The following is a 25222-nucleotide window of genomic DNA, read 5'->3' on the forward strand; positions in this document are numbered from 1 at the left end:
GATGCTACCGCGCCTCGGTCGGCCGCGACACCGGTGCTGGCTGGGCAGGCACATCCGCGTCGGCTGGCGGGTGTGGAGCTGGCGCGGCCTCCGGCAGCCGCTCCGCGGGTCGAGCGCCCGGCGCGAGGAAGCGGTTGCGATTTTCCGCCCAGGCCCGCAGGCAGGCAGGATCACGGGGGCCTGCTTCTCCGAGGGCCTGGCAGCGAAACAACTCGTCGCGCAAGGGATCCGACGCCGCCGTGCGGGAGCGTGACGAAGTCCGGCTCTCCGCTGGCTCCTCATTCCGGCTCATCTCGATCGCCGTCGCTGTGACGGCGACGGCGACGAATACAACCGCGCCAAGTCGGGCGAGCATCGTGCCGTCCATGACCGCGCCCTCAGTTTCCGCTGGCGGGGAACATGCGGGCGTTGCCTGCCTGGTAGCCGGAACCCGGCGTGAGGAAGCGGCGGCGTTGCTCACGGCCCTGCTCGGCGGTCGCGGCCTGCTCAGCGGATTGAAGCGCCTGGGCTCGACCATTGGCGGCGACGACAGCGGTCAGGTCGGCGAGCTGTTGGGCCTGGAGGGCAAGTAGCTGGTTGCCGGCCTGCGTTGCCTGTAGCGCGCCGGTCGCTGACTGGCTTGCCCCGACCAGCGCCGACATCTGGCTGCGGTTGGTGTCGATGTTGCCGACGACCCCGGCTTGAACGCGCATGGCGTCTTGCAGCCCGCCAACCGTGTTTTGCCAGCGCGAGCGGGCATCGGTAACAAGCTGTCTATCGGAGGCAGACAGTGAGATGTTTGCGTATTTCTGCTGGAACATCTGGTCGATCTGCTCAACATCGTACGCGACGCCCTGCGCCTGTTGCAGCAGTTGTTGCGTTCGCTGCACGGATTGCTGAAGCTGCTGGAGCGATGAAAAGGGTAGGCTCGTCAGATTGCGGGCCTGATTGATCAGCATCTGCGCTTCGTTCTGAAGCGAGGTGATCTGGTTGGTGATCTGCTGGAGCGCGCGCGCTGCCTGAAGCACGTTCTGGGCATAGTTGGTCGGGTCGAAAACGATGATGGCGTGAGCCGGCGTCGCGAGCATGGGGGCGAGCGCGACGGGCGCGGCCAGCAGCATGGCTGAGAGGCGCATGACGCGCGAACGTTTTGCAAAGAGTTTCATGAGCGTACCTCCGGATCTGTCTGGGGGATGACGTTGGTGAGATCGGCGATGAGATCGGCCGCCCATGCGAGCCGGTTTTCAGCGAGCCATTCCGCGAGGAATCCGTCCGTGCCGCTGCGGGCATGGACCTCGGCGATCAGCGCTTGGTGCTGCTTCGATGAGGCGGCGCAGAGCGTCAGGGCGACGTCGGATAGGCCGAGCTCGAACAGGCGATTGCCGCGCCGCGACTGGCAGTAGTAGTCGCGCTTAGGCATGGCCCGGGCTAGTATCTCGATCTGGCGATCGTTCAGGCCGAAACGGCGATAGATGGCTGTGATCTGCGGCTCGATCGCGCGCTCATTCGGGAGCAGGATGCGGGTCTGGCAGCTCTCGATGATGGCCGGTGCAATCGCCGAGCCGTCGATGTCGGAGAGCGACTGGGTGGCGAAGATGACGCTGGCGTTCTTCTTGCGCAGCGTTTTCAGCCATTCGCGGAGCTGGCCCGCGAACCCTTCGTCATCGAGCGCGAGCCAGCCTTCGTCGACGATCAGCAGCGTGGGCCGACCGTCGAGACGGTCCTCAATGCGATGAAACAGATAGGCGAGCACGGCGGCCGCGGCGCCGGTTCCGATGAGGCCCTCGGTCTCGAACGCCTGGACCGACGCCCGCCCAAGATGTTCGGCTTCGGCGTCGAGCAGGCGTCCGTAAGGACCGCCGACGCAGTAGGGCCGAAGCGCCTGTTTGAGATCGTTGGATTGCAGCAGGACCGACAGGCCCGTCAGCGTGCGTTCGCAAATCGGCGCGGAGGCGAGTGACGTGAGCGCCGACCAGAGATGCTCCTTGACCTCGGGCGTAATGGCCACGCTCTCGCGCCCGAGCATGGCGCTGAGCCAGTCAGCTGCCCAGGCGCGTTCCGCGACGTCGTCGATGCGCGCAAGCGGTTGAAGAGACACGCTATCGTCGGCGCCTTCCGTGAGCCCGCCGCCGAGGTCGTGCCAGTCGCCGCCCATGGCGAGCGCCGCGGCCCGGATCGACCCGCCAAAATCGAAAGCAAAGACCTGAGACCTCTCGTAGCGGCGGAATTGCAGCGCCATCAGCGCCAGCAGCACCGACTTGCCGGCGCCGGTCGGTCCGACGATCAGCGTGTGACCGACGTCGCCGACGTGGATGGAAAGCCGGAACGGCGTCGAGCCTTCGGTCTTGCCGAACAGCAGTGGGGGTGCTGCGAAGTGCTCGTCCCGTTCCGGTCCCGCCCATACTGCTGACAGCGGGATCATGTGGGCGAGATTGAGCGTGTTGATCGGGGGTTGGCGGACATTGGCGTAGGCGTGTCCGGGCAGGCTGCCGAGCCAGGCCTCCACGGCGTTGATCGTCTCGGGCATGGCGGTGAAATCGCGGCCCTGGATGACCTTTTCGACGAGGCGCAGCTTCTCGGCCGCGATGCGCGGATCCTCGTCCCAGACGGTGATCGTCGCGGTGACATAGGCCTGGCCCGCATAGTCCGCGCCGAGCTCCTGCAGCGCCATGTCGGCGTCGGCGGCCTTGTTCGCGGCGTCGGTGTCGACCAGCGCCGAAGCCTCGTTGGTCATGACCTCCTTCAGGATGGCCGCGATCGATTTGCGCTTGGCGAACCATTGCCGCCGGATCTTGGTCAGGAGCTTGGTGGCGTCGGTCTTGTCGAGGAGAACGGCGCGGGTCGACCACCGGTAAGGGAAGGCCAAGCGATTCAGCTCGTCGAGGACTCCGGGCGTGGTCGCGGTCGGAAAGCCAACAATGGTGAGGATGCGCAGATGGGTGTCGCCAAGGCGCGGCTCGAGCCCGCCGGTGAGCGGCTGATCGGCGAGCAGTGCATCGAGATAGATCGGCGTCTCAGGCACACGGACGCGGTGGCGCTTCGTCGAAACGGTCGAGTGAAGGAATGTCAGCGTCTCGGCGTCATCGAGCCAGGCGCATTCCGGCATGAAGGCGTCGATGAGCTGGAGGATGCGGTCGGTGCGATCGACAAAGCCGCGCAGGATCTCGTGCGCATCGACGCCGGCGTGATCGCGGCCCTCATAGAGCCAGGTTTCTGCGCGCGCGGCATCCTCGGCCGGCGGCAGATAGAGGAAGGTCAGGAAGTAGCTCGACTCGAAGTGGCTACCTGCTTCCTCGAAGTCCGCTTTCCGCTCGGCGTCGACCAGCGCGGACGCGCTGTCGGCGAACATGCTGTCGGGATAGGTGGCGGCGCCGTGCCGCTGCGCCTCGACGAAGATCGCCCAGCCCGAGCCGAGCCGCCGGAAGGCGTTGTTGAGCCGTCCGGCGACCGCGATCAGCTCGGCCGGCACGGCGCTGTCGAGATCGGGGCCGCGAAACCGCGCGGTGCGCTGCAGACTGCCGTCCTTGTTGAGGACCACACCTTCGCCCACCAGCGCGACCCAGGGGAGGAAGTCGGCAAGCCGGGTGTTGCGGCTGCGATATTCGACGAGGTTCATCATCGGCGTCGCTCCTCAGACCGAGAGGTGGCCGGGAATGCGCAGATGCCTGCGCACGACGTCGACGAACTGCGGATCGCGCTTGGCGGCCCAGACGGCCGCGAAGTGGCCGATCGCCCAGAGACCGAGGCCGACTAACCAGAGGCGCAGGCCGAGGCCAAGCGCCGCCGCGAGCGTCCCGTTCAGGATGGCGACCGAGCGCGGCGCGCCGCCGAGCAGAATGTGCTCGGTCAGCGCCCGGTGGACCGGGACCGAAAAGCCCGGCACTTCGCCTGCCGTCTCCGCCGACGCTGCCATCAGACCAGCGCTCCGCCGCCGAATGAGAAGAACGACAGGAAGAAGCTGGACGCGGCGAAGGCGATCGACAGGCCGAAGACGATCTGGATCAGGCGCCGGAAGCCGCCGGAGGTGTCGCCAAAGGCCAGCGTGAGGCCAGTCACGATGATGATGATCACCGCGACGATCTTGGCGACAGGGCCCTCGATGGATTCGAGGATCGATTGCAGTGGCGCTTCCCACGGCATCGACGAACCGGACGCGTAGGCGGCGGGTGCGAGCGCCAAGGTGAGGAAGGTGACAGAGGCCGCCGTCGCGATATGACGGCGAATACGCATGGCATGCTGGATCATGACGGATCTCCTGTGAGGTGCTGGCTGGCGGGGATGACGCGGTAGTCGCCGTCGGGGCCGAGCCCTTCGACGCGAGCGAGTTCGGCGAGGCGGCGCGAGGCGCCGCGGCCGGAAAGCACGGCGACCAGATCGATCGTCTCTGCGATCAGGGCGCGCGGAACGGTGACGACAGCTTCCTGGATGAGCTGCTCGAGGCGGCGGAGCGCGCCGATGGCGGTGCCCGCATGAATGGTGCCTATGCCGCCGGGGTGGCCGGTGCCCCAGGCCTTGAGCAGATCGAGCGCTTCAGCGCCGCGCACCTCGCCGATGGGGATGCGATCAGGGCGCAGGCGCAATGAGGATCGGACGAGATCGGAGAGCGAGACGACGCCGTCCTTCGTGCGCATGGCGACGAGGTTCGGGGCGGCGCATTGAAGCTCGCGCGTGTCCTCGATCAGCACGACGCGGTCTGAGGTTTTCGACACCTCGGCGAGCAGCGCGTTGGTGAGCGTTGTCTTGCCGGTCGAGGTGCCGCCGGCGACCAGGATATTGCGGCGCTCGGCGACGGCGACCCGCAGCGCAACAGCCTGATCCGCCGCCATGATGCCGGCCGCGACGTAGTCGTCGAGCGTGAAGACGGCGACGGCGGGCTTGCGGATGGCGAAGGCGGGCGCGGCCACGACTGGCGGCAGAAGGCCCTCGAAGCGCTCCCCCGTTTCCGGCAACTCAGCTGAGACGCGCGGGCTGCCTGGATGAACCTCGGCGCCGACATGGTGCGCGACGAGCCGAACGATGCGCTCGCCATCGGCCGGCGACAGCCGTTCACCCGTGTCGGAGAGTCCCTCGGAAAGCCGGTCGATCCAGAGCCGCCCGTCGGGGTTGAGCATCACCTCGACGATCGCGGGATCTTCCAGAAATTGGGCGATCGCCGGCCCGAGGGCCGTGCGCAGCATGCGTGCGCCGCGAAGGATTGCCTCCGATTTCTGGTGAGTGGCCGCCACGTCGTCCCCGTTCTCTTGCGGGCCCGCGAAAAGCGGCCCTGGATCGGGGATGAGTAGAAGAGGCAGAAATTATGGTCTGACAACAACCATTATGTCGTTGTCGCACTGTAGCGTACAAAGACAGGGAAACGGCGGGACGACGAAATAATTGTCCCCTCATTAAGCTTGGGCAGGCAGCCAACACGAACGGAACCGAGCGTCATGCCCGCCTACGATGATTTATCGGCTTGCAGGAGCATTGTCCTGTTCATGCTTGAGGCGACATTGTTCCATAACGTGTTGCTTTTCTGTCGCCCATACTGCGAGACCGCGTAACGGACCAATGAGAGATCTGCCCAGCTCGGTCAGATCGTACTCCACCTTTGGAGGTATAGTTGCGTAGGCCGTGCGGCTGACAAGACCGTTTGCTTCCAGGGATCTTAAGGTCAATGTGAGCATGCGATGCGAGATGCCGCCGATATTGCGCATCAAAGCGTTGAAGCGCATCGGTTCCTTGGCAAGGGAAGCCACGATCATCACTGTCCATTTGTTACCAACGATGTCCAGTATCTTGGCGAGCGATTGGCAGTCGGCCTTCGCGGAATGATCTGTCACTGTCTTTCTGTCTCAGAATTGCGTGCCCGAGGTGCTTGCCTTGAGCCGCTCTTGGTATCCGCCAGGAACATAAATGTGCGTTCTTGAGAGATTCAGCAAGAACGATATTATCGTAACGAACATTTTTATCGTTACGGGAATCCTAAAATGAAAACGAGCGATGTGAGGCCCGTGCTGGTTACCGGAGGAACCGGCGGGCAAGGGGGCAGCGTGGTTAAGAAGTGCATAGAAAGGGGTATTGCCGTCCGGGCCTTGGTTCGTGATCCTGGTAGTGCATCAGCCCAGGCGCTGGAGGCAGCAGGGGCAGATGTTGTCCGGGGAGATTTCTCAGATGAGGCATCACTGGATGAGGCCATGATCGGTGTGCGCGGCGTTTTTTCAATGCAGCAGGATGGAGCGCCGCCATCGCAGTTTGAGAACCTTATTGGGTCCGCGGTAAGCCAGGGGGTCGAACAGTATATTCATTCAACCGTATCCGGCGTGCGTGAAAGAGAAGCGGACGCTCTCGAAGACGAGTACGACATCAAGCATAACTATTGGCGAGCAAAGATAGCACAAGAGCGCGCCCTTCGCGCGGCTACTTTCCGCTATCGAACCTACCTGCGCCCCTCCTTGATCATTGACAATTTTTCATTGCGGGCAAGTTTCCTTTATCCTCGGCTAGCAAAATCCGGCGATCTACTGGTTGCCATGCCGCCCGAGACGCGGGTTTCATTTGTGTCGTACGACACGGTCGGCCGGGTTGCGGCGGAGGCATTCGCTGACCCAGAGCGCTTCGACCAAGCAGAGATTGAGCTCGCCGACGCATTTGTGTCTTACCGGGACATCGCAAATATCCTCGAAGAGGCATCGGGAAAGACCGTGACGTTAACGTCAGTAAACGCGGATGAGGCGATTGCGATGGGGCTTCCAGCAAGGGTAGTGGATTCTCATACTTGGCTGGCGAATGTAGGCTATCCCGCCCGCCCTGAAATGCTTGCCCGATACAATATCGACCCGCTCCCAATCCGGGATTGGGTGAGCCGTGAGGTCGCTCATATCGTGATCGGCAACACACGATAGTGCGATCTTTCATTCACTCAAGAACGGGTCATATGTTTTTGCGAGTTATGGTTTAGGCACTATCTCCTCGGAAATTTCCTGTCTGAGCTTCGGTCCATTTGCGAGTCGACGCCCCAGAGCCGCGACGAAGGCGTCGTACCGCTCGCCGGCTTTGGCACGAGCTGCCTGGGCGGCGGGTTCGGGCAACGCCGGTGTCGTGGTCAGCCAGAAGCGAACGAAGATGGCCAACGTCTCGACGGAGATGCCAACGTCACGCTCCACGCGGGTCATGCGCCGGTCGATCTGGTCGAGGCGCTTAGTGATCGCAGCCTCCTGGCGTTCCGCGGCGTCGGGCGACAGGAAGGATGCGATGCCAGCCTCGGCAACCAATGACAGCGAGTGGCCACGTCGGGCCGCGTGCGCTGCGAGGGCTTTCATGACGTCGGGCTCGAGATAAACGGAGAGCCGTTGCTTCTTCGAAGATTTCGTCATGGCGGCCCTCCTAAAGCTCGATGCCGTCGCCGGGGTCGAGGGAAGCCTGGCGCGCGACCAGCCGCATGTTCTGGTTCATGCGGCTGAGGCGGGCGACCTCATCATCAGCATCGTCCGCCGGGTCGATCTCAAACTCGTTCTCGATCGGCGCCACCTTGGTGATCGGCTGCACTCGGCTCAGTTCGGGTTGGCGGCGACGCTCCGAATCGGTCGTGTCCTCATCGTCCGGATTAGCTCCAGTCGCGGAGATCTGGATCTCCGGTGAGGGCGGCAATGCCAGTTTGCTCCAATCGTCGGTCGAGACCCTGTCCGGCTTGGTTATCGTGGGCGGCGGCAGCACTCGTTCCTGAAAACGGCGGTCCTCGTAATAGCGCGCCTTCTTGGCACGGATCGGCGGGGTGCCCGCGACCATGACGATTTCGTCGGAGGGCGGAAGCTGCATGATTTCGCCGGGCGTGAGCAACTGTCTGGCAGTCTCCGACCGCGACACCATCATGTGGCCGAGCCAGGGCGAAAGCCGGTGGCCGGCGTAGTTCTTCATCGCCCGCATCTCGGTCGCGGTGCCGAGCGCATCCGACACGCGCTTGGCCGTCCGCTCATCGTTGGTCGCAAAGCTGACGCGGACATGGCAGTTGTCCAGGATCGAATTATTGGGCCCGTAGGCCTTCTCGATCTGATTGAGCGACTGGGCGATCAGGAAGCTCTTGAGCCCGTAGCCGGCCATGAACGCGAGCGCGCTTTCGAAGAAGTCGAGCCGGCCGAGCGCCGGAAACTCGTCGAGCATGAGGAGCAGCCGATGCCGGCCGCCCTTCGCCTGCAGGTCCTCGGTGAGACGCCGGCCGATCTGATTAAGGATCAGGCGGATCAGCGGCTTGGTGCGGTTGATGTCCGACGGCGGCACCACGAGGTAAAGCGTGGACGGCCGCTTGCCGCCAACGATATCGGCGATCCGCCAGTCGCAGCGCCGCGTCACCTCGGCAACGACGGGATCGCGGTAAAGACCAAGGAATGACATCGCGGTCGAGAGCACGCCGCTGCGCTCGTTTTCCGACTTGTTGAGCAACTCGCGGGCGGCGCTGGCGATAACGGGATGCGGGCCCGCTTCGCCGAGATGCGCGGTCTTCATCATTGCCGCCAGCGTCGACTCGATCGGGCGTTTCGGGTCGGACAGGAAGGCGGCGACGCCGGCGAGGGTCTTGTCGGCCTCGGCATAGAGGACATGGAGGATCGCGCCAACCAGCAGCGCGTGACTGGTTTTTTCCCAGTGATTGCGCTTTTCGAGCGAACCTTCCGGATCGACCAGGATGTCGGCGATGTTCTGAACGTCCCGGACCTCCCATTCTCCACGGCGCACCTCGAGCAGCGGATTATAGCCGGCCGATTTTGCATTGGTCGGATCGAACAGCAGCACACGCCCGTGCCGCGATCGAAATCCCGCTGTCAGCGTCCAGTTCTCGCCCTTGATGTCGTGGACAATCGCCGAGCCCGGCCAAGTGAGCAGCGAGGGCACGACGAGCCCCACGCCCTTGCCCGAGCGGGTCGGGGCGAAGCACAGCACATGCTCTGGACCGTCATGGCGCAGATAGTCGTGATCGAGCTTGCCAAGCACGACGCCATCGGGACCGAGTAGGCCGGCGGCCTTCACTTCGTCATCTCGCGCCCATCGTGCCGAACCATAGGTCACGACGTTCTTGGCCTCACGCGCCCGCCAGACGGACATGCCGATCGCCACCGCGATCGAGATGAAGCCGCCCGACGCCGCGATATAGGCGCCTTCGACGAAAATCGGCGGCGCATAGGCATCGTAGAGGTACCACCACCAGAAGAAGGCCGGCGGATAATAGAACGGCCAGCCGGCAAGCTCGAACCATGGCGCGCCGAGCTGGGGCTGGAAGCCGAGGCGATAGGCTGTCCACTCTGTCGCCGCCCAGGTCGTGAACAGAACGATCATGAAGACGGTGAGGATCTGGCCCCAGAGGATTTTGGTCGCCGACATGACAGGGTCCTTTCTTGAATACTGGCTACAGGCCGAGTCCGCGTTTGCGGCCGAAGCTCCAGTCGACGCCGCCGTCGCCACGGGCGACGCCGGAGACTTGTTGGCCGAGGTGCTTTTCGAGGGACGGCGACCAGGGCACGAGCTGGAAACCGAGGCCGTCGTCGATCATGGCGAAGCGGCCCGACGCGAGCGCGATGCGCTGCCGATAAGCGCCGGCGACATATTCCCCGGACCCCGCCTTGGCGAACGGGCGTCCGGTCTCGGCCGCTAGCTTCGCGCCAAGCGCGTCGAGCTCGCGCCGGCGCAGTGTGTCGATGAGGTTGCGCGAGAAGATGACGCTGCGGCCGTGGCGTTCGGCTAGGCGCTGCTCGATCAGATGTTCGGCGCGGCGGTCCATCGCGTCCCGCACCTCGACGCCGAAGCCGCCACCGCCAAGCGCCACCGGCTCGCGGGCGATCGCCTGCCGGTCGAGCCAGGTCGCGCCGGTCGCGGTGATCTGGGCAGAGATGTCGAGATCCGAGCGGACGGCAAGCGCGACGCGCCGCTGCCCTCGCGCATCGTCGAACCTGCGCAATTCGACGATCGAACCCGGCGCGCTGTCGCCGGCGGCCTCGAGGTCGGGCAGCTTGATGTGGTGGGTGCGGCCGTCGACGCCGTCGACCACGGCATAGGCCGTGCCCTTGAGCTCATCGTCGAGGCCTCGCGTCACCAGACGGCCGACGACGGGGTCGTTCAGGCTTTCGCCGGCGAGGACATAGCTGGCCGCGCCGCGCTCGATGCCGCGTTCCGTCAGCGCGCGGTGCATCCGCTTGATGATATCGCCACGCTCGCCAAGCTCGCGCAGCGTCGCCTCGGCCTTCTCCGAAATCGTCCATTGACCCGGACCGATTTCGTCGGCGAGGCCGAGCCCTTCGAGTTTGCGAAGCCGCCCAACCTTCAGAGCGTGGAATTCATCGGGCTGTCGGTCGGGATGCGGGGCGAGGTCTACGATGCCCGTCCTGTAGGCGTCGCGCGAGAGCTGGCGGTCGAGATTGGTCCAGCGCTCGGACTCGACCTGGCGCTCGATGGTGCGGCGGATTTCCTGATCGGTGCGCGGTCCCAGTTCCTGGGTGATGAGATCGCGCGCTCGGTCGCGCATGCCCTCCTTGATGTAGTCGCGCGAGATGACGAGGTTCTCGCCGTCGTCGCGCACGCCGCGCACGATCAGATGGACATGGGGATGCTCGGTGTTCCAGTGATCGACGGCGACCCAGTCGAGGCGGGTTCCCAGATCCTTCTCCATCTGGCCGACCAACTCGCGGGTGGATCCTTTGAGGTCGGACATCTCCACCGCGTCGTCGGGCGAGACGATGAAGCGGAAATGGTGGCGGTCGTCGTCGCACCGCTCCGCGAACGCCTTGGGATCGGCGTCATCCCCGCCGGGGCCAAACAGCCGGGCCTTCTCTCCGTCCCGGGTCACGCCTTCGCGGCGCAGATAATTGAGGTGGGTGCCGAGGGGCGCGTTGCGTCCGCCCTGGCGCACGACCCGCGCTTTGACGACGGCGCCCCGCGAGCGGGCGGTCAGCAGTCGATTGGCCTGCACCGCCGCGCGCTGGCCGCGGCCGAAGCGCGAGCGGTTGCCGGGCCCGATCCTTCCTTGCCGCGATACCGCGCCGCCGGCCTTCTGCGCGGCGGCGAGTGCCTGCGCGATGAAGGGTCTGGCCTGCTGGGCGCGCGTCGAACGAATGCGGCCTGGCCGGATGCGGAAATCGTCCTCGGCGCTCATGGGCGTGGCCCCGCACATCGCGCAAAGCCGAGGAAATTATTGGGAAAGCGCCGCGCGCGCAGGCTGCGACGAGAAGGCGCACATCGCGTAAACGCGCCATAACCCCTTGAAAAACCACAACCGCACAAGGCCGCACATCGCGGCTCTTTATCCTGCCATCGTTCGGTTGTGTTGCCTGCTCTTCCACCCTCTGACGCCAAATCCACGCCAGAGCCCGACAGTGCCGCAGGGAGTGCGAAGCCGATCATCGCGGCCCCGCACTATCGGTTCGCGCCACGAATAGGCCGTCCGATCGCGGTGCAGGCAGGACCATATCGCGCGCGGACTCCTGCGCAGAGGGTGCAGCCGGACCGCCGTCCCGCTGCCGTTGAGCTGCACCAGCGCTGCTATCGACCTGCGCGATGAAGAGCGGCGCTCGCGTCCAGGCGAGCGGATCGGCGGTCGCCACCGTGACGGGATCAGCAACATCGCCGCCGCCGATGTTCGGTGCGATAGCGGCGACATAGGCGCGCGTTTCGGCCGGCAGTGGGCGCCCGGTCGTGCGATATTCTTCGTAGCGGCCGGGACCGGCATTGTAGGCCGCCAGAAAGCCCGGCGAGCCGTAGCGATCATGCATCTCGCGCAGATACGCCGCGCCCGCCATGATGTTGTCGCGCGGGTCGTAGGGATCGTTGCCGAGACCATGACGAGTACGCAGAGCCGCCCATGTGGTCGGCATGATCTGCATCAGGCCCATCGCGCCGGCCGAAGAGATCGCGCGTACATCGGCAGCGCTTTCAACGCGCATGACCGCCCGAATCCAGTGCTCGGGAACGCCGAAACGTTGCGCGGCCTCGGTGATGAAGGCGGAATAGGGATCGACGCCAGAGGGCCGCTCGGCCGACACAGTCTGCGCATTCGCGTCGGCGCAAAGCGGCGCGGCGACAAGCAGGCCGGAAAGGATGAGGAAGGCTGTGCGCCGGACGGTCCTGAACCGTCCGACGACAGCGCGATGGCGGCGGGCCGGCATCCCTCAGTCCCGCTCGCTGCGCCGGGGCGGGCGGTTCCAGTGCAGACCCCAGGCGGACTTGTCGTCGGCCGACTGGAACAGATTGGCGCGGATCGGCTGGCTGAACGTCGGATCGTCGAGCTGCAGCGAGACGTAGTCGCCGGCCTTCTCGCCGGTGCGCTTCCAGCCAGCGCCGATCTCGGCGCCAGGTTCGTTGTTCATGCCGTCGAAGACGTGCACGCGGAAATCCGGCGCATTCTCGGCGTCGGACGACTCGGCCGGAATAATGATGATGTCCTGGCGCAGCAGGAGCGTCTGCAAATGGCCGATGAAGCCGTTATCGTCGCTTGTGAATTGACCGATCAGGGACATGATTCCTCCTTGGAATCGCGGTGATATTGGGAATGGGCACGCCGTCACCGCGTCGGCGCGCGCCAGACGAAGCGGCCATCGCCGTCCTCGTCGGTGTAGAGGGGGATGGCCCGGCCGATCACGGCGGAGGCGGGAAGCGGGCCGAAGTAGCGGCCGTCGAGGCTGTCGCGAACTTCCCAGTTCATCAGGAACAGCTCACCCTCCGCGACGACGCGGCAGCCCTGCCAAACGGGCAGCGGATTGCCGCGACGATCGCGATCGAGCGCATCACCCATCGGCACGGCGTCCACCGTGATCGCGAGGCCGGTCCTGCAAACCCGCTGGCCAGGAAGCGCCACGACGCGCTTCATCAGCGGCACGCCGCGCGGCAGATAGCCGCCCTCGGCGAGGAAGCTCGCGAGCGGCTCGGGCGCGCGTACGGCGACCAGATCGGCGACGTCCGGAGACGGGTCTGGCGCGACGGCGTAGAGGCCGATCGGCGTGCTGGCCGACGCATTCCAGATCAGCTTCGGCGCGAAGGATACGAGCGACAGGATGCCGAGCAACGACACCGCGGCCGTCGTGGTGATGGCGTAGCCGAGCCGGGTCATGCGCCGATCCTCCGTGTCAGGAGGAAGGCGCGATGGCGCTGCATCGTGTAGGCGCGCGGCGTCTCGCCGGCGGCCAGGCGGTTGTGAACGTGCCGCCAGTGATCGGGCGCGACCTCGACGGGATCGATGCCGATCGCCTCGATCGCGTCGATGAGCTGGAGCATGCGCTCCACCTTCGGCCAGCCGTCAACGCGCAGCAGGATGTCGCCGCCAGGCATCACGGTCGAGATCGTCTGGCAGGGTTCGCCAGGACCGACCGCGCGCAGGATGTCGAGGCGGGAAAGCACGGTGCCGTGCTCGTTCCCGGCCCAGCGCACCAGCGCGAAAGCCGCACCGGGAGGAAAGAAGAGGATGCGGCGGCGACGGTCGAGGACCTGTTCGCGCACCTCGCGACCGAAGCGGATCCAGTGCTCGATCTGCTTCTCGATCCAGACGAGTTCGACCTGGGTGAGGTCTTCCGGCGGCGCGTGAAGGGCGCGGTCGGCGCGCGCGGATACGGCGGCAAGGCCGGTCATGGGGCGTCTCCTTGGGATGGTGGGAATTCGCGCTCGAACAGCGCGCGGAGCATGTCGGCGACGGTCTGGCCGCGCTGGAAGGCCGCGATCTTGATCCGCCCGCGCATGTCGGCGGTGACGTCGATCGTCAGCCTGGCGGTGAAGTCGGCGGCGGCGTCCGCACGCGCGGACGGACGGTCTGGCGCTTTGACCCAGCTTTCCGGATCGGCCGGGCGGGATGCGAAGCTGCGTTTCGGGGGCCGCTCGCTCATGCCCCGATTTCCGTCACTTCGGCGGCGAGCGCGGCGATCTCCCGCGCGGCGGGCGATGTCTCGTCCTGCTCGGCCGCGAGCCGCCCGGTCTGCACGACATCAGCGAAAGCGATGCGTTGACCGATGGTGGTGCGCAGCGGCGGCGGATCGTGCTCCGCGAGCGTTTCGGCGGTTTCGCGGGCGAGGATCGTGCGGGCCGCACAGCGGTTCAGCACGAACCGCGCCTTGAGGCCCGGGCGGTAGATCCGCGCTTCGCCGAGCAACGTCAGCATCTCGGCCGACGCCCAGCCGTCGAGCGGCGACGGCTGCACCGGGATCAGAACAAGATCGGCAGCCAGCAGCGCCGAACGCATCAGACCGGCGACACGCGGCGGTCCGTCGATGACGACATGATCGACGTCGCGCGCCAGCTCCGGCGCTTCGCGGTGGAGTGTGTCGCGCGCTAGGCCGACAACGCCGAACAGCCGCTCCAATCCCTCCCGGCTGCGTTGCTGCGACCAGTCGAGAGCCGAGCCTTGGGGATCGGCGTCGATCAGGGTGACCCGCTTGCCGCTGCGGGCCCATTCGCCGGCGAGGTGCAGCGCCAGCGTCGTCTTGCCGACGCCGCCCTTCTGGTTGAGGAGCGCGACGATCATGACGGTCTCCCCGCGATCGGGGACTCGTCCACACCGCGCGAAAAAGCGGGTTCCGTTAGAAAGATTCCGAAGGAATCTAGGTTAGATAAGTTACGGGGCGCGCAAGCTGCTGATTCAGCGCGAGGAATTGCCGATTCCGGTCCCCGATAGCACGAGAGGCCGGTCCCCGATGGCACGATAGTGCCGGTCCCTGATAGCACGAGACTATTCACAGCTTATCCCCAGGGCGAGTTGTCGAGCGGCGACGGCGGCGCGGGATGCCGAGCGCGTTGGGATCGGTGGGTGCGAAGGACAGGATTTCTGGACCGCCGAGGCATTGCTCGATGGTCAGCCGGTAGCCCGGCAGAGGCTGGCGGCGGACGATGTCGCGCAGGTCGTAGGCGAAGTGCTTGAGCGGCGAGAGGCTGCCGGACTTGGCGTGGAGGTGCGGGAAATCGAAACTCCAGCCAAACTCCTGCTTGCCGCCGTGCTTGCGCACCAGGCGGTAAAGCCAGCGCTCCAGACCGCCCGTGAGACCGAAATAGTTTCGGTCAATTGTGAGCACGAGCGCGTCGTCCAGCACGGCGCCATAGAACCAGTCTGGGAGGATCAGCTCGAGGCCGAGCGGACGGCCGCGGTGATCGGCGCGCTCCTTCCACTCGTTGATCCAGGAGAAGCGGTGCATCCGCCTCTCAGTCGGTTGGCGGATGGATGTCGCGACCGTGGTCGACTGGAGCCGGTCGAGCGCGGCCTTCAGGCGGTCGTAGTCGCGCAGCGACACACCGCGGCCGATGAAGTTCAGAATCTCATAGGGTGTGGTCGCCATCAGGCGCGAGGGACGTAAACCGACATCGCGCGCTTCGACGATCTGCGAGGCGGCCCAGATCAGGACGTCAGCGTCCCAGATCGTGGCCATGCCATGTTCGGGGACGGCTTCGACGCGGATCTTTACCGAACCCGCCTTGAAGTCGATTGGCGCCAGGCGCTTCGACTTGGCGAGCGAGAAGAATGGATAGGCCATGAGATCCTGCGCATCGCGGGGCGCAAGATCGCCGGGCATCGCCCGGAACAGATCGAGCTGCGCGCGCTCCTCGCGATGGTGGGGGTGGAACGACATTGCCGGTCGTCTCAGCGCGGAAAGCGGCCGCCGGCGGCGGCAGGCGAGGCGGTCTGGCGTTTTGCCGGCAGCACGGTGCCGCCGCGCGGGTCAGAGGTCGAGGTAACGAGACCGCGATCCGCCCAGGCCTGGAGGTCATCGACGGAATAGACGACACGGCCGCCGAGTTTGCGGTAGGTCGGACCCGTGCCGTAGGTGCGGTGCTTTTCGAGGGTGCGTTCGGAAAGGCCGAGGAAGCGCGCTGCCTCCTGCGTTCGCAGGTAGCGTGGCGGGATATTGGCGGCTTTTTCGGCCATGATCGAACCTCCGTGGTCTCGCGGGAGGCCGCTGCGAACGAGCGGCGGGTTGCGAGCACGGTGGCGCGAAGACGGCGCCTCGGACGATGTCGAAGTAAGACTCTAAAATCGACACGCGAGCGGGTATTAGCGATCCCGGCGTGGGCGGCGCAGCAATGTCCGGTAGCCGCCGCGAACGAACTTCATGCCGTCGCGGGCGAGGCGGATGGTGATCTCCCGGATCGGGTCGCCGACCCAGGACGCTGCGTCGATCTTGTGCTGGGGGAAGAGATGCTCGGCGACGACGCGGTAGATGGCGCCGCTCTCACGCGCATCGACAGCGCGTAGCATCTGCCGGGCGCGCTGACGTCTCTGCAGCGTCATGCGTGGATCGGGCGGCACACGCTTGCCGAACACTGCATGCCAGAGGCGTTCGACGGCGGTCAGCCGGTCGGGCGTCAGTTCATCGAACATGACGAACGCGCCGAGGGGACGGGCATCATCGACGTTGAACAGGGCCACGTCGTGGGACTCGCCCCGGAGCGCGAGCCGGATCAGACCAGGATCATGCTCGATGATGGGGTGGGCGCGGAGATCCTCAGCGCGGAGGAGGAGATCTCCCGCCGGGCTCGGTCCGGCGGTGAACGGGAGCGTCGCCGGATCGGTTTGCGGGGTCCAGAAGATCGGCTGGATGAGTGCGGAATTGCGAGGGTCCGCGACGAAATCGCAACCCCCATTGTTCGGCAAACTCCCGAGCGACATCTTCAGTCAGTCGCCCGACGGCCACTAGTTCCTGATATGATTGTCTGTAATCGGGATTACGACGCAAGAACTCCCAGGCAAGATCGCCGGGCGTCAACTTGTCGATATAGTCGTAGGCGGCTTCAGACTGCCAACTTTCGTCCTCGGACATTCTCCACCCCTCTGCGTAACGTTTTACAACGCGAGTTATGCAGCGGATACGATTCCCGGTTGAATGGAGCGCGGGAAGAACGAAGTGGCCGCAACGTGATGCGGTTTGTGCATCACCTCAGTGCAGTCGGCCCTGGAGCAGCTGGCAGAAGCCGGTGGTGGTCATCCATTTCGCGCGGTCGAGATGGCTGGTGTAGATGCGCAGTGCGCGCTCTGGTTCCGCTTTGGCATCAAGGCCGAAGAGGACTTCGACGACTTCGCGCCAGTCGGCGCTTGCCGCGTCGGCATCGAGCAGCCGGGCATAGAGCTTCAGATGCGCCTCGTCATAGGCGGTCAATGCCGCCCCGGCCGGCGGCTGATCAAGAAAATCGTCTTTGGTCACAACATCCCCCGAGCGCGAGATGTATCCAAACTGGAGGAGATTGTTAACCGTGATTTGATCGGAATGATGACGCAAGGCCTTGACGCGGGAGGATGTGGCCACGCCGCGACCCGTCGAACGTCAGGCTTCCTTCTTTGCATCAACGAGCAGCACTCCCTTGCCCTGATCGGAGTTCAGGAAGACGATGCCAGCGCGTTCGAAAGCCCTTCTCACCTCGTCGCGCGTACTCTCAAAGACCTCGAGCCCACTGAGGGATTCGAGGCGCTTGAGCGCGGTCAATGAGACCCGGGCCTTGTCAGCGAGCGTCTCCTGTGTCCAACCCAGCAACGCGCGTGCGGCCCGAAACTGTCGGGCGGTGATCATGCATGATCACCTCCCACACGGACCTACGCGTACGCCAAAACTACGGCTATAATAGTCGTTCTTGTGACGATCTTCCAGCCAGAATTGCCTCTGTAGGCTCTCTCTGCCTGACAACGGCTCCAACTGATTCGGTCGCCGTAAGCCGAAGGCCCCGGCCTGTTCGGCCGGGGCCTTGCGCGAACCTCAGTCGCCGCGTCGTCCATTGGGACGGGACCAGATCAGCGAGAAGGTCTCTTCCTCGTCGTCGAAGAGGTTGGCGTAGATGGGGGCGTTGAAGCTCGGATCGTCCAACTTGAGGCCCAGATAGTCGCGGCCTTCGTTGGAGCGCTTGGACCAAGCGGCGCCGATCTCCGCGCGGCCGACCAGAACCCGGTGGCTGGGGGCGTTCTCGCCGGTGGCGCGCTGGTCGGGGACGATGCGCACGTTCTTGGCCTGGACGCTGAGGGTGACGATTTCGCCGGTGAACTCGTTCGAGCCGGTCTTCTTGAAGGTGCCGATGGTCGCCATTGTAAGTCTCCGATTTCCGTTCCCGAGCCCGCACCATTGCGGCCTCGATGGCGATCGGTTGGCCGGAGGCGATCGACGGCGCACCCCGGAGGGGCCTGACAGCCAAGGAGGACTTTCTTGTCTCGCGAGGAATGACGGCGCAGCTGGCAGGGGAAGAAAGTTTGACGCGGCTGTTGCGTCATAGGCGATCGAGGCGTTAGCCGGCCTTCGGCTAGATCAGGCCATTGAAGAGGCCGTTTGGAGCGGTCTAGGCACGGTCAGAAAACGGAGAAGATGGCGGCCGTCCCGCACCGGCAGACCGGCGTCGCATCAACGCTCGCCGGCTTCGTCTCCTCCCGGCAGGGCAACGTTGCTGCATCCTGACCCTTCACCACTACTGGGGAGATCGCCGCCCCGGATCTTCGTTGTGCCGCCGAGATTTGGTCCTGCCACGGCAGCCCGCTAACGAGGGCTGCTTCCCGGGCCTTAGCGTCAATCCGCGCCCCACGCTTCGATCCCAACGGTCTCAGACGACGTGGGCGGCCGTCGCCCACCGCTGATCTGGCCGTCGCAACGGCATGACACAGGTCAGGTTCGCGCCAGGTCCCGGCCGGACGGGTCCGTGGCCGCCGCCATTCCCGCGATCCGCACGAAGGCGGTGATGCCGATCGCGACCGCGCCGATGACGGAGAAGATGATCTGCCAGGTGTCGGACGGCATGGTGTGTTTCACGATGCCATGCGTCGCGTGGTAGCCGGCGAGCGCCGCGGGCGCGACGAAGGCGAGTGCGATCGCGAGGCGTATCCAGAGCGGACGGATGATGGCGAGCAGGAACTGCCCAAGCCCCAGCGTTAGCGCGGCGCCGACGAGGCCGACGATGATCGCGCCGAGCCATCCTGCGCCGGTCTGATAGGCCCATGTCCCGGCGCTGACGCCCGCGAAGAACGGCAACGCAAACACAGCCAGGGTGAACAACAGCCAGCATAGCCCGCCGATCGCGGCGATGCTGGCGAGGATACCGATGAAGATCATGGTGGTGTTCTCCGCGAGATAAAGGTCTGACGGTTGCGCCTCCACCACCACCACGGCGCGTTGCTAGTATAGCCGAAGAGGAGGCCGGACGGGAGCGGAAATCCCGAGGGATTTCCGCTTGCGGCCGTGACGCCTTGCCCGCGATCAGCGGGCGAAGGGATCGACCTCGTGAACGATGGCGGCGGATTCGCCGTCATATTCGCCGGCGGGCATGACGCCCAAGGTGCCGTCGCCGGCCTGGAAGATGACGATCGAGACCATGAGGGTGGTGGCGAGGCTGAAGGCGAATGCGTGAGCTTGCTTGAGGGACATCTGACCGGCTCCTGTCTTGGAGGCGGGAGACCATCTCCCGCGCGACAGGCGCCCGATGTGTCCGGCCGATGGCCGCAATCACCGCAAAGGCGGAGCTGGAGCGGCGGCATGCTCGCATAGCCGACCCTTCACGGGTTGATGGCGTCAGGCCAGCGGCTGGACCAAGGATCAGCGCATTGGAAGCGGGGGATGGTGTCTCGTTTTGACCGGGTGCTAGGACTGTCCCTCAACAGTTGCACTGCGTTGGATTCGAGCCTCGTGCTGGTCGTCCGCGTCGGAAGGCAGGAGGACACGAGCGAGCGATGGCAGCAGCCGGATTTTACATACCCGACGGTAACGAGGCGCTCCGGGACGATATCCCTGCCGTGGTCGAACTGATCGAACGAACAGCCCGCTGGGTCCATCCGGAGACGTTCCGCCGCCTGCCGGTATGGGCGCCGCATACGGCTCGCGGTCGTCCGCTCTACGACTCTGCCTGGGCGCGCCGGTACACGAATACCAAAAAGGCAACGAAGATCACCGCTGAGAAATTCGAGGGCAATGTCGCCGCACTCAACGCGCTTGTGGCCGCGCTCGGCGTCGCGGCTCCAAAACCGAAGAATTGGACTGTCTGCCACATATGGGGATACGACGATCCGTCGTTCGCGCAGCAAAGCAGCGTGGTACAAGACCCGCGCTACTTCTCCTGCGTCGCGAATATGGTGTGGCTGCCGACGCCGCTGAAAGGCTTCACGGACACGCTGCCAGAGATCAAGGCCATGTTGCGGGTCTGCGCCTTCCATCTCTATGGCTGGGCTTGCGAGCACCCATCGGTTGCCGAGCAATTCGAGAAGGTCAAGAATGGCTGGATCCCCGAAGGCTATCCAAAGACGTGGCCACGTCCGGAGCAGCGAGAGATTCTGCCGCCTGGGACAGCACCGTTCAGCGAACAAATCGAGCGCGAGATTGCGAAGCGCAAGAGCAAGATGAAGGCCGACCTCGCGAATGCTGCGTTCTTGCACTATCCCAAAGAGGAGGTGCTTTCCGTCCTGAGGTTCTGGGGCATCGACCTGGACTGACGGCGCTCACGCGCCGCCTCCCTTCGGGCGGAAATCGTACAGTGGAATGCCAAGCTTCCTCGCCTTGTCGGCCAAATTGTCCTGGATGCCGGTGCCCGGGAAGACAATGACCCCGATCGGCAGCACGTCGAGCATTTGATCGTTGCGCTTGAACGGTGCGGCCTTGGCGTGTTTCGTCCAGTCGGGGGCGAAGCCGACCTGCGGCACCTTGCGGGTGTCGGCCCATTTGGCCGCGATCTTCTCGGCGCCCTTGGGCGACTTCCCGTGCAGCAGCACCATGTCGGGGTGCTTGGCGTGGACCTGATCGAGCTTGGCCCAGATCAGGTGGTGATCGTTGAAGTCCAGTCCGCCGGTGAAGGCGATCTTTGGGCCTGCGGGCAGCAGCACCTGATTGTCGGCCCGCTTCTTGGCGGCGAGGAAGTCCCGGCTGTCGATCATCGCCGAGGTCAGGTTGCGATGATTGACCATCGATCCGCTGCGCGGTCGCCAGTTCGATCCGGTGTGGCGCTCATAGTGTTCGGCGGCCTGGTCGCGCATCAGCTCGAAAGCGTTGCGGCGTTCGATCATGGTCTGGCCCTCGGCCGTCAGGCGTTCCAGCTCGACGGCCTTCACCTCGCTGCCGTCCTGTTCGCGCTGGCCGCGACGCTGCGCCTGTTCATTGTCGTCCAGCTCGCGCTCGATCCGATCGGTGGCCCGGTGGAAGACGTTGACTGTCGACCAGAGGAGATCGTCGAGGTCGGGCTCGAGGCGGGTGTCTTCCAGGGTGGCGATCAGGGCGTCGAAGATATCGGCGATGGCGCCGGCGACGTGGTCGCCCTCCGGAAGCGGTCGGGGATCAGGTTCATCCGTGAAGGGACGGTAGCCGTAAAGCTGGAGTTCGCTCAGGACATGGTCCGTGGATGAAGAGGCGTGGTGAGGTTCGTGGTCGTCGTGCTCGCTCATCGGGATGCTCCGTCGGTTCGACCGCGACCCTCGCGGCCTTCATGGCGACGAAAGCCGGCGGGCGGTCCGGACCTGCACCCGCAGCGAAGCGGAGGGCCGGAGCGCAGCGGAGGATGGCGGAGGCGGGCTATTTTGTTTCGCGATGGAAAGGCCCGCAGGGCCGCCGGAAAATAGTCCGCCGCAGACATTGCGGGTCCGGGCCGTTTGCTGGCCGATCGCCCTCTCGAAGGCCGAGGCGCGGTTCTCTCCGACATGGGATCATCCGAGCGATGCCGACGACGGCGCTCCCGCCGCCCGCATGCTCCTGTCGGCCTATGCCGCAAGCGCCATGAAGCGTGCGACGTCCTGTGCCGCGACCTGCACCCGAGCCGCTGCCCGGAGGCTGTCGAGTCCAGTCAAGCGGAGATCCTCGTTGAAGTCGCTCAAGGCTGGCGACACCACGACCGCCTCGATCCCGGCCGCGTTCGCGCGTTCGATCAACGTCGCCACTGCACCGTCGCCTGCCGGATCGTTGTCGCGGGCGATGTAGAGTCGACGCAGCGTGTCGGGGAACAGGATGGCCGAGAGATGTGCTGCCGAGAGGGCCGCCGCCATCGGCATGGTGGGCAGCGCCATCCTCAGCGACAGCATCGTCTCGATACCTTCACCTGCCGCCATCACCTCGCCCGCCACGCCGAAGCGAACGGCATGACCCAGGAGATCGCCCATCGCCCGTCTCGGCGTGTCGATCGGGGCCTTGTCCGATCCGTCAGGGGCGAGCCATGTGCGATGCGCGCCGGTTTGACGCCCATCGAGATCGGTGACCGATGCGATCATCGCCGGCCAGGTCTCGGTCGGGGAATACTCGTCGGGCCGGTAATAGCAGCGGGGATGGAAGCGCAGGCTTCCGGTTCCGTGCAAATCCGTAATGCCGCGTGTGCGTAGATACGTCTTTACGAGCGTGCCTGAAATCGGCTGCGCCATGGCAAAGAGCCGCCGTGCCGCTTCCGGTGATCCTGATGGCGCCGGTGATTTACTCTCGCCAGCATGCGGACGATCCGGTTCGGGATGCGGCATCGATAGGAAGGTGCGCGCCTCGTGGGCGACGTCCTTGAAGTCGACCAGGCCGCAGCTCTCGCGGATGACATCGAGCAGGTCGCCATGCTCGCCGGTGGCGGCGTCGGTCCATTTGCCGGCGGCGCCCTTGCCGGTTTCGCCGCCCTTCAGCCGCACGAACATCGAGCGGCCCGGCGTGTTGCGCACGTCGCCGACCAGCCAATAGCGACCCTCGCGGTGACCAGCGGAGAGGTAATGGCGGCACACCGCCTCGGCCTGCCGGCCAAGACGGATCGCTAACTCTGAAGCGTCGTGCCGTGCCATCACGCCGGCTCCCGCCCGCCGATGCGTTCGACGGGATAGCGCTCGAGCACCTTGGCCAGGATCGCGGCGCCGGTCGCATCGGTCGGCACGAACATCCGCAGCTTCCACGAGATGATCTCTTGAAACAGGCCATAGGCCCGCAGGCGATCGCGCATGGCGTCTGTGAAGCCCGACAGCTCGATGCGGTTGGCGCCCATGATCCGGACGCGATGAAGCTGAAGACCCTCGGCAAGGTCGAGGATGGTCTTGCCATCCATCAGCGCCATGAAGGCGTCGTCCGGTGTCAGGGTCGATGTGCCGGTGGCGAGCGCGCCAGCGACCCATGCGGGAGAGACCCGACGGCCGACGATGCGCTCGCCGTCGTCAGTCTGAAGCCGATAGACCCGCGTCGACTCGTTCGGCAGCCGCTTCCAGATCGGCAACAACAGCCCGCTGACGATGTGGATGGTGCTGTCGGCAAACTCCTGCACCTCGGCCAGCTCGGCGCTCCATGCCGCGGTGAAGCCGGTTCGGTCCGCGTCGATCCAATGGGTCTCGTCCATCATCCTGATGGGAAGATTGTGCGCCTCCATCGGCCGGATCAGCCGGACGCGCCGTTCGATCTCGCCATCGTCCAGCATGATGCTGGTGGTCGGGATCTGCACGGCGGCGCGGCCCGAGCGCTCGTTGATCAGCAGTCTGGCGCGCGGGTCGTCGAGATGATCGAGCGCGTCGGCCAGCGTCACCGGCCGGTTGCGCTGGCGCTGGATGATTGTCAGCAGCTGGGCTTCGGCGCCGGTTCCGGGATGGACATGGATGGTCCGGCGATCGGTGACGATGAAGCTCTCGGCCTGCAGGGTCTCCAGCCCGACGTCGTAGCTGCCGGAGGCGATGGCGCCTTCGACCTTGGCGTTCAGCAGCCGCTCGAACGCCGTGAACAGGACGCCCTGGAGTTCGATGGTTAGCGCCAGCAGCCGGTTGAGGAAGGTGGTGATCGGCGGCAGCTCGTCCTTGATGCCGGTGGAATCGGTTAGCGACAGGCCGGTGGCGTCCTCGAACATCTGGAGCGAGCAGCCGTCGACCTTGCCCCGCACCAACAGCAGATAGAGCTGCCTTAGTGCGTCGCGGGCATAGTGGCTTTCGAGGTTGTCCTCGGGCCGGAACAGCCCCTGGCCGCCAGTCTGGCGCTGGCCGCGCGTGATCGCGCCCAGGGTGTCGAGGCGGCGGGCGATGGTCGACAGGAACCGCTTTTCCGCCTTCACGTCGGTCGAGATCGGCCGGAACAGCGGCGGCTGGGCTTGGTTGGTCCGGTTGGTGCGACCCAGGCCTTGAATGGCGGCGTCGGCCTTCCACCCCGGCTCCAGCAGATAGTGGACGCGCAGCCGCTGGTTCCGCGCCGACAGATCGGCGTGATAGCTACGCCCGGTGCCGCCGGCGTCCGAGAAGATCAGGATACGCTTCTGATCGTCCATGAAGGCCTGCGTCTCGGCGAGATTGGCCGATCCGGCGCGGTTCTCGACAGCAAGGCGATCGATACCGCCAAGGCTGGTCTTGCGGACGATGCGGCGCGAGCGTCCGGTCACCTCCGCCACGACATCGGCGCCGAAGCGCTGGACGATCTGGTCGAGCGCGCCAGCGACCGGCGGCAGCGAGGCGAGCCTTTCGATCAAACGATCACGACGGGCGACGGCGTCACGGCTCTCGACGGGTTGACCGTCGCGAAACACGGGCCGCGACGACAGATTACCCTCGCTGTCGGTGAAGGGCTCGTAGAGCTGCACCGGGAAGGAATGGGCGAGATAATCCAGAACATATTCCCTGGGCGTGATGTCCACCCGGACGTCGTTCCATTCCTCGGTCGGGATCTCCGCGAGGCGACGCTCCATCAGGGCTTCGCCGGTCGACACGATCTGGATCACGGCGGCGTGTCCGTCCGCCAGATCCTGCTCGATTGACCGGATCAAGGTCGGCGTCTTCATCGACGTCAACAGATGACCGAAGAAGCGCTGCTTGGCGGATTCGAAGGCTGAGCGAGCGGCGGACTTGGCCTGCCGGTTCAGCGTCCCGCTGTCGCCGGTGATGTTGGCGGCCTGCATCGCCGCGTCGAGATTGTTATGGATGACGGCGAACGCCCCGGCATAGGCGTCATAGATGCGCGTCTGCTCGAGCGTAAGCTGATGCTCGAGCAGCTCGTATTCGACACCGTCATAGGAGAGCGACCGCGCCGTGTAGAGCCCGAGCGAGCGCAGGTCGCGGGCCAGAACTTCCATCGCCGCCACGCCGCCGTCCTCGATCGCTTCGACGAATTCGGCGCGGGTCGAGAACGGAAAGTCCTCGCCGCCCCAGAGGCCGAGGCGCTGGGCATAGGCGAGATTGTGGACCGTGGTTGCGCCGGTCGCCGAGACATAGACGATGCGCGCATTCGGCAAGGCGTGCTGGAGGCGCAGGCCCGCGCGACCCTGCTGTGAGGCGGCGACGTCGGCGAGATCCACGTTGACGAGTGCGGGGTTGAGCTTGGGGGGGGGCGCGGAGTGGCTGGCTCTTTTTCGCCTGAGAACGAGACGACGTCCTGGGGGGTGTGGA

The 25222-nt window shown here is 65.3% G+C and carries 30 protein-coding genes; 2 read left to right on the forward strand and 28 right to left on the reverse strand.

Going from position 1 to position 25222, the window contains the following annotated elements; all coding sequences use genetic code 11:
• Positions 1 to 4 precede the first annotated feature (4 nt).
• The 7 genes from trbK-alt to NKH52_RS09360 form a co-directional block, all read right to left on the reverse strand.
• Positions 5 to 367 (reverse strand): putative entry exclusion protein TrbK-alt, encoded by a 363-nt coding sequence (gene trbK-alt, locus NKH52_RS09330; protein ID WP_352729725.1) that lies wholly within the window; start codon positions 365 to 367, stop codon positions 5 to 7.
• Positions 368 to 377: 10 nt separating this feature from the next.
• Complete coding sequence (gene trbJ, locus NKH52_RS09335; protein ID WP_352729727.1) at positions 378 to 1145, reverse strand: P-type conjugative transfer protein TrbJ; 768 nt, start codon at positions 1143 to 1145, stop codon at positions 378 to 380.
• Entirely contained in the window at positions 1142 to 3598 is a 2457-nt protein-coding gene (gene trbE, locus NKH52_RS09340; RefSeq protein WP_352729729.1) for a conjugal transfer protein TrbE, read from the reverse strand. The genes trbJ and trbE overlap by 4 nt, the downstream gene beginning before the upstream one ends.
• Before the next feature lie 12 nt (positions 3599 to 3610).
• Complete coding sequence (locus NKH52_RS09345; RefSeq protein WP_352729731.1) at positions 3611 to 3892, reverse strand: VirB3 family type IV secretion system protein; 282 nt, start codon at positions 3890 to 3892, stop codon at positions 3611 to 3613.
• Positions 3892 to 4224, reverse strand: coding sequence for a TrbC/VirB2 family type IV secretion system protein (locus tag NKH52_RS09350; RefSeq protein WP_352729733.1), 333 nt, complete (start codon positions 4222 to 4224; stop codon positions 3892 to 3894). Before NKH52_RS09350 ends, NKH52_RS09345 begins: the two co-directional genes overlap by 1 nt.
• On the reverse strand, positions 4221 to 5204 hold the full coding sequence (gene trbB / locus NKH52_RS09355; RefSeq protein WP_352729735.1) for a P-type conjugative transfer ATPase TrbB: 984 nt from the start codon (positions 5202 to 5204) through the stop codon (positions 4221 to 4223). The genes NKH52_RS09350 and trbB overlap by 4 nt, the downstream gene beginning before the upstream one ends.
• A gap of 219 nt (positions 5205 to 5423) precedes the next feature.
• The gene (locus tag NKH52_RS09360) at positions 5424 to 5798 is read right to left on the reverse strand and encodes a winged helix-turn-helix transcriptional regulator (RefSeq protein WP_352729737.1); all 375 of its coding nucleotides are present in this window, start codon (positions 5796 to 5798) and stop codon (positions 5424 to 5426) included.
• A 147-nt stretch (positions 5799 to 5945) separates the two neighbouring features.
• On the opposite strand from NKH52_RS09360, the gene NKH52_RS09365 reads away from it, so the two are divergent.
• Positions 5946 to 6860, forward strand: a complete 915-nt coding sequence (locus tag NKH52_RS09365) for an NmrA family NAD(P)-binding protein (RefSeq protein WP_352729739.1) — start codon at positions 5946 to 5948, stop codon at positions 6858 to 6860.
• 45 nt (positions 6861 to 6905) lie between these two features.
• Here NKH52_RS09365 and NKH52_RS09370 read toward each other — a convergent pair whose 3' ends face one another.
• From NKH52_RS09370 to NKH52_RS09455, 18 genes are all read right to left on the reverse strand, one after another.
• Positions 6906 to 7331 (reverse strand): CopG family transcriptional regulator, encoded by a 426-nt coding sequence (locus NKH52_RS09370; protein ID WP_352729741.1) that lies wholly within the window; start codon positions 7329 to 7331, stop codon positions 6906 to 6908.
• 10 nt (positions 7332 to 7341) lie between these two features.
• A complete protein-coding gene (locus NKH52_RS09375) occupies positions 7342 to 9327 on the reverse strand; it encodes a conjugal transfer protein TraG (protein WP_352729743.1) in 1986 nt (661 codons plus the stop codon).
• Positions 9328 to 9352: 25 nt separating this feature from the next.
• Positions 9353 to 11092, reverse strand: a complete 1740-nt coding sequence (locus NKH52_RS09380) for a relaxase/mobilization nuclease domain-containing protein (protein WP_352729744.1) — start codon at positions 11090 to 11092, stop codon at positions 9353 to 9355.
• A gap of 244 nt (positions 11093 to 11336) precedes the next feature.
• Positions 11337 to 12101 carry a lytic transglycosylase domain-containing protein gene (locus NKH52_RS09385; RefSeq protein ID WP_352729746.1) on the reverse strand — a complete coding sequence of 255 codons (765 nt, stop codon included), beginning with the start codon at positions 12099 to 12101 and terminating at the stop codon, positions 11337 to 11339.
• 3 nt (positions 12102 to 12104) lie between these two features.
• Positions 12105 to 12452: a DUF736 domain-containing protein gene (locus NKH52_RS09390; RefSeq protein WP_352729748.1), complete on the reverse strand. Its 348-nt coding sequence runs from the start codon at positions 12450 to 12452 to the stop codon at positions 12105 to 12107.
• 44 nt (positions 12453 to 12496) lie between these two features.
• Positions 12497 to 13042, reverse strand: coding sequence for a S26 family signal peptidase (locus NKH52_RS09395; RefSeq protein ID WP_352729750.1), 546 nt, complete (start codon positions 13040 to 13042; stop codon positions 12497 to 12499).
• Entirely contained in the window at positions 13039 to 13557 is a 519-nt protein-coding gene (locus NKH52_RS09400; RefSeq protein ID WP_352729752.1) for a DUF2840 domain-containing protein, read from the reverse strand. The genes NKH52_RS09395 and NKH52_RS09400 overlap by 4 nt, the downstream gene beginning before the upstream one ends.
• Positions 13554 to 13808, reverse strand: a complete 255-nt coding sequence (locus tag NKH52_RS09405; RefSeq protein ID WP_352729754.1) for a hypothetical protein — start codon at positions 13806 to 13808, stop codon at positions 13554 to 13556. The genes NKH52_RS09400 and NKH52_RS09405 overlap by 4 nt, the downstream gene beginning before the upstream one ends.
• Entirely contained in the window at positions 13805 to 14443 is a 639-nt protein-coding gene (parA, locus tag NKH52_RS09410; RefSeq protein WP_352729756.1) for a ParA family partition ATPase, read from the reverse strand. The genes NKH52_RS09405 and parA overlap by 4 nt, the downstream gene beginning before the upstream one ends.
• Positions 14444 to 14651: 208 nt before the next feature.
• Positions 14652 to 15539 carry a replication initiator protein A gene (locus NKH52_RS09415; protein WP_352729758.1) on the reverse strand — a complete coding sequence of 296 codons (888 nt, stop codon included), beginning with the start codon at positions 15537 to 15539 and terminating at the stop codon, positions 14652 to 14654.
• A gap of 11 nt (positions 15540 to 15550) precedes the next feature.
• Positions 15551 to 15835: a helix-turn-helix transcriptional regulator gene (locus NKH52_RS09420; protein WP_352729760.1), complete on the reverse strand. Its 285-nt coding sequence runs from the start codon at positions 15833 to 15835 to the stop codon at positions 15551 to 15553.
• 126 nt (positions 15836 to 15961) lie between these two features.
• Complete coding sequence (locus NKH52_RS09425) at positions 15962 to 16507, reverse strand: DUF2285 domain-containing protein (protein ID WP_352729814.1); 546 nt, start codon at positions 16505 to 16507, stop codon at positions 15962 to 15964.
• A complete protein-coding gene (locus NKH52_RS09430; RefSeq protein ID WP_352729761.1) occupies positions 16413 to 16727 on the reverse strand; it encodes a transcriptional regulator domain-containing protein in 315 nt (104 codons plus the stop codon). The genes NKH52_RS09425 and NKH52_RS09430 overlap by 95 nt, the downstream gene beginning before the upstream one ends.
• 117 nt (positions 16728 to 16844) lie before the next feature.
• On the reverse strand, positions 16845 to 17210 hold the full coding sequence (locus NKH52_RS09435; protein WP_352729763.1) for a DUF2285 domain-containing protein: 366 nt from the start codon (positions 17208 to 17210) through the stop codon (positions 16845 to 16847).
• An 18-nt stretch (positions 17211 to 17228) separates the two neighbouring features.
• Positions 17229 to 17471: a helix-turn-helix domain-containing protein gene (locus NKH52_RS09440; RefSeq protein ID WP_030540442.1), complete on the reverse strand. Its 243-nt coding sequence runs from the start codon at positions 17469 to 17471 to the stop codon at positions 17229 to 17231.
• Positions 17472 to 17654: 183 nt separating this feature from the next.
• On the reverse strand, positions 17655 to 17978 hold the full coding sequence (locus NKH52_RS09445) for a DUF736 domain-containing protein (RefSeq protein ID WP_352729764.1): 324 nt from the start codon (positions 17976 to 17978) through the stop codon (positions 17655 to 17657).
• 567 nt (positions 17979 to 18545) lie between these two features.
• On the reverse strand, positions 18546 to 18989 hold the full coding sequence (locus NKH52_RS09450; RefSeq protein WP_352729816.1) for a hypothetical protein: 444 nt from the start codon (positions 18987 to 18989) through the stop codon (positions 18546 to 18548).
• Between the two features lie 144 nt (positions 18990 to 19133).
• Positions 19134 to 19301, reverse strand: coding sequence for a hypothetical protein (locus NKH52_RS09455; protein WP_352729766.1), 168 nt, complete (start codon positions 19299 to 19301; stop codon positions 19134 to 19136).
• A gap of 302 nt (positions 19302 to 19603) precedes the next feature.
• Here NKH52_RS09455 and NKH52_RS09460 point away from each other — a divergent pair, with 302 nt between their 5' ends.
• Positions 19604 to 20359: a hypothetical protein gene (locus NKH52_RS09460; RefSeq protein ID WP_352729768.1), complete on the forward strand. Its 756-nt coding sequence runs from the start codon at positions 19604 to 19606 to the stop codon at positions 20357 to 20359.
• A 6-nt stretch (positions 20360 to 20365) separates the two neighbouring features.
• Here NKH52_RS09460 and NKH52_RS09465 read toward each other — a convergent pair whose 3' ends face one another.
• The 3 genes from NKH52_RS09465 to NKH52_RS09475 all read right to left on the reverse strand — a co-directional run.
• Complete coding sequence (locus tag NKH52_RS09465) at positions 20366 to 21301, reverse strand: DUF2493 domain-containing protein (protein ID WP_352729770.1); 936 nt, start codon at positions 21299 to 21301, stop codon at positions 20366 to 20368.
• 312 nt (positions 21302 to 21613) lie between these two features.
• Entirely contained in the window at positions 21614 to 22660 is a 1047-nt protein-coding gene (locus NKH52_RS09470; RefSeq protein ID WP_352729772.1) for a DUF7146 domain-containing protein, read from the reverse strand.
• Positions 22660 to 25222: strawberry notch C-terminal domain-containing protein (locus tag NKH52_RS09475; RefSeq protein ID WP_352966854.1), on the reverse strand; the 2563-nt coding region annotated here is incomplete at its 5' end. The genes NKH52_RS09470 and NKH52_RS09475, both read right to left, overlap by 1 nt.

Source organism: Mesorhizobium sp. M1066, assembly GCF_040318635.1.
Lineage (GTDB): Bacteria > Pseudomonadota > Alphaproteobacteria > Rhizobiales > Rhizobiaceae > Mesorhizobium.

What these genes read in the sequence shown, in the direction of transcription:
- trbK-alt (WP_352729725.1), bottom strand. Translation starts at nt 367, where the DNA reads ATGGACGGCACGATGCTCGCCCGACTTGGCGCGGTTGTATTCGTCGCC.
- trbJ (WP_352729727.1), bottom strand. Translation starts at nt 1,145, where the DNA reads ATGAAACTCTTTGCAAAACGTTCGCGCGTCATGCGCCTCTCAGCCATG.
- trbE (WP_352729729.1), bottom strand. Translation starts at nt 3,598, where the DNA reads ATGATGAACCTCGTCGAATATCGCAGCCGCAACACCCGGCTTGCCGAC.
- NKH52_RS09345 (WP_352729731.1), bottom strand. Translation starts at nt 3,892, where the DNA reads ATGGCAGCGTCGGCGGAGACGGCAGGCGAAGTGCCGGGCTTTTCGGTC.
- NKH52_RS09350 (WP_352729733.1), bottom strand. Translation starts at nt 4,224, where the DNA reads ATGATCCAGCATGCCATGCGTATTCGCCGTCATATCGCGACGGCGGCC.
- NKH52_RS09365 (WP_352729739.1), top strand. Translation starts at nt 5,946, where the DNA reads ATGAAAACGAGCGATGTGAGGCCCGTGCTGGTTACCGGAGGAACCGGC.
- NKH52_RS09370 (WP_352729741.1), bottom strand. Translation starts at nt 7,331, where the DNA reads ATGACGAAATCTTCGAAGAAGCAACGGCTCTCCGTTTATCTCGAGCCC.
- NKH52_RS09375 (WP_352729743.1), bottom strand. Translation starts at nt 9,327, where the DNA reads ATGTCGGCGACCAAAATCCTCTGGGGCCAGATCCTCACCGTCTTCATG.
- NKH52_RS09380 (WP_352729744.1), bottom strand. Translation starts at nt 11,092, where the DNA reads ATGAGCGCCGAGGACGATTTCCGCATCCGGCCAGGCCGCATTCGTTCG.
- NKH52_RS09385 (WP_352729746.1), bottom strand. Translation starts at nt 12,101, where the DNA reads ATGCCGGCCCGCCGCCATCGCGCTGTCGTCGGACGGTTCAGGACCGTC.
- NKH52_RS09390 (WP_352729748.1), bottom strand. Translation starts at nt 12,452, where the DNA reads ATGTCCCTGATCGGTCAATTCACAAGCGACGATAACGGCTTCATCGGC.
- NKH52_RS09395 (WP_352729750.1), bottom strand. Translation starts at nt 13,042, where the DNA reads ATGACCCGGCTCGGCTACGCCATCACCACGACGGCCGCGGTGTCGTTG.
- NKH52_RS09400 (WP_352729752.1), bottom strand. Translation starts at nt 13,557, where the DNA reads ATGACCGGCCTTGCCGCCGTATCCGCGCGCGCCGACCGCGCCCTTCAC.
- NKH52_RS09405 (WP_352729754.1), bottom strand. Translation starts at nt 13,808, where the DNA reads ATGAGCGAGCGGCCCCCGAAACGCAGCTTCGCATCCCGCCCGGCCGAT.
- parA (WP_352729756.1), bottom strand. Translation starts at nt 14,443, where the DNA reads ATGATCGTCGCGCTCCTCAACCAGAAGGGCGGCGTCGGCAAGACGACG.
- NKH52_RS09415 (WP_352729758.1), bottom strand. Translation starts at nt 15,539, where the DNA reads ATGTCGTTCCACCCCCACCATCGCGAGGAGCGCGCGCAGCTCGATCTG.
- NKH52_RS09420 (WP_352729760.1), bottom strand. Translation starts at nt 15,835, where the DNA reads ATGGCCGAAAAAGCCGCCAATATCCCGCCACGCTACCTGCGAACGCAG.
- NKH52_RS09430 (WP_352729761.1), bottom strand. Translation starts at nt 16,727, where the DNA reads ATGTCCGAGGACGAAAGTTGGCAGTCTGAAGCCGCCTACGACTATATC.
- NKH52_RS09440 (WP_030540442.1), bottom strand. Translation starts at nt 17,471, where the DNA reads ATGATCACCGCCCGACAGTTTCGGGCCGCACGCGCGTTGCTGGGTTGG.
- NKH52_RS09445 (WP_352729764.1), bottom strand. Translation starts at nt 17,978, where the DNA reads ATGGCGACCATCGGCACCTTCAAGAAGACCGGCTCGAACGAGTTCACC.
- NKH52_RS09450 (WP_352729816.1), bottom strand. Translation starts at nt 18,989, where the DNA reads ATGATCTTCATCGGTATCCTCGCCAGCATCGCCGCGATCGGCGGGCTA.
- NKH52_RS09455 (WP_352729766.1), bottom strand. Translation starts at nt 19,301, where the DNA reads ATGTCCCTCAAGCAAGCTCACGCATTCGCCTTCAGCCTCGCCACCACC.
- NKH52_RS09460 (WP_352729768.1), top strand. Translation starts at nt 19,604, where the DNA reads ATGGCAGCAGCCGGATTTTACATACCCGACGGTAACGAGGCGCTCCGG.
- NKH52_RS09465 (WP_352729770.1), bottom strand. Translation starts at nt 21,301, where the DNA reads ATGAGCGAGCACGACGACCACGAACCTCACCACGCCTCTTCATCCACG.
- NKH52_RS09470 (WP_352729772.1), bottom strand. Translation starts at nt 22,660, where the DNA reads ATGGCACGGCACGACGCTTCAGAGTTAGCGATCCGTCTTGGCCGGCAG.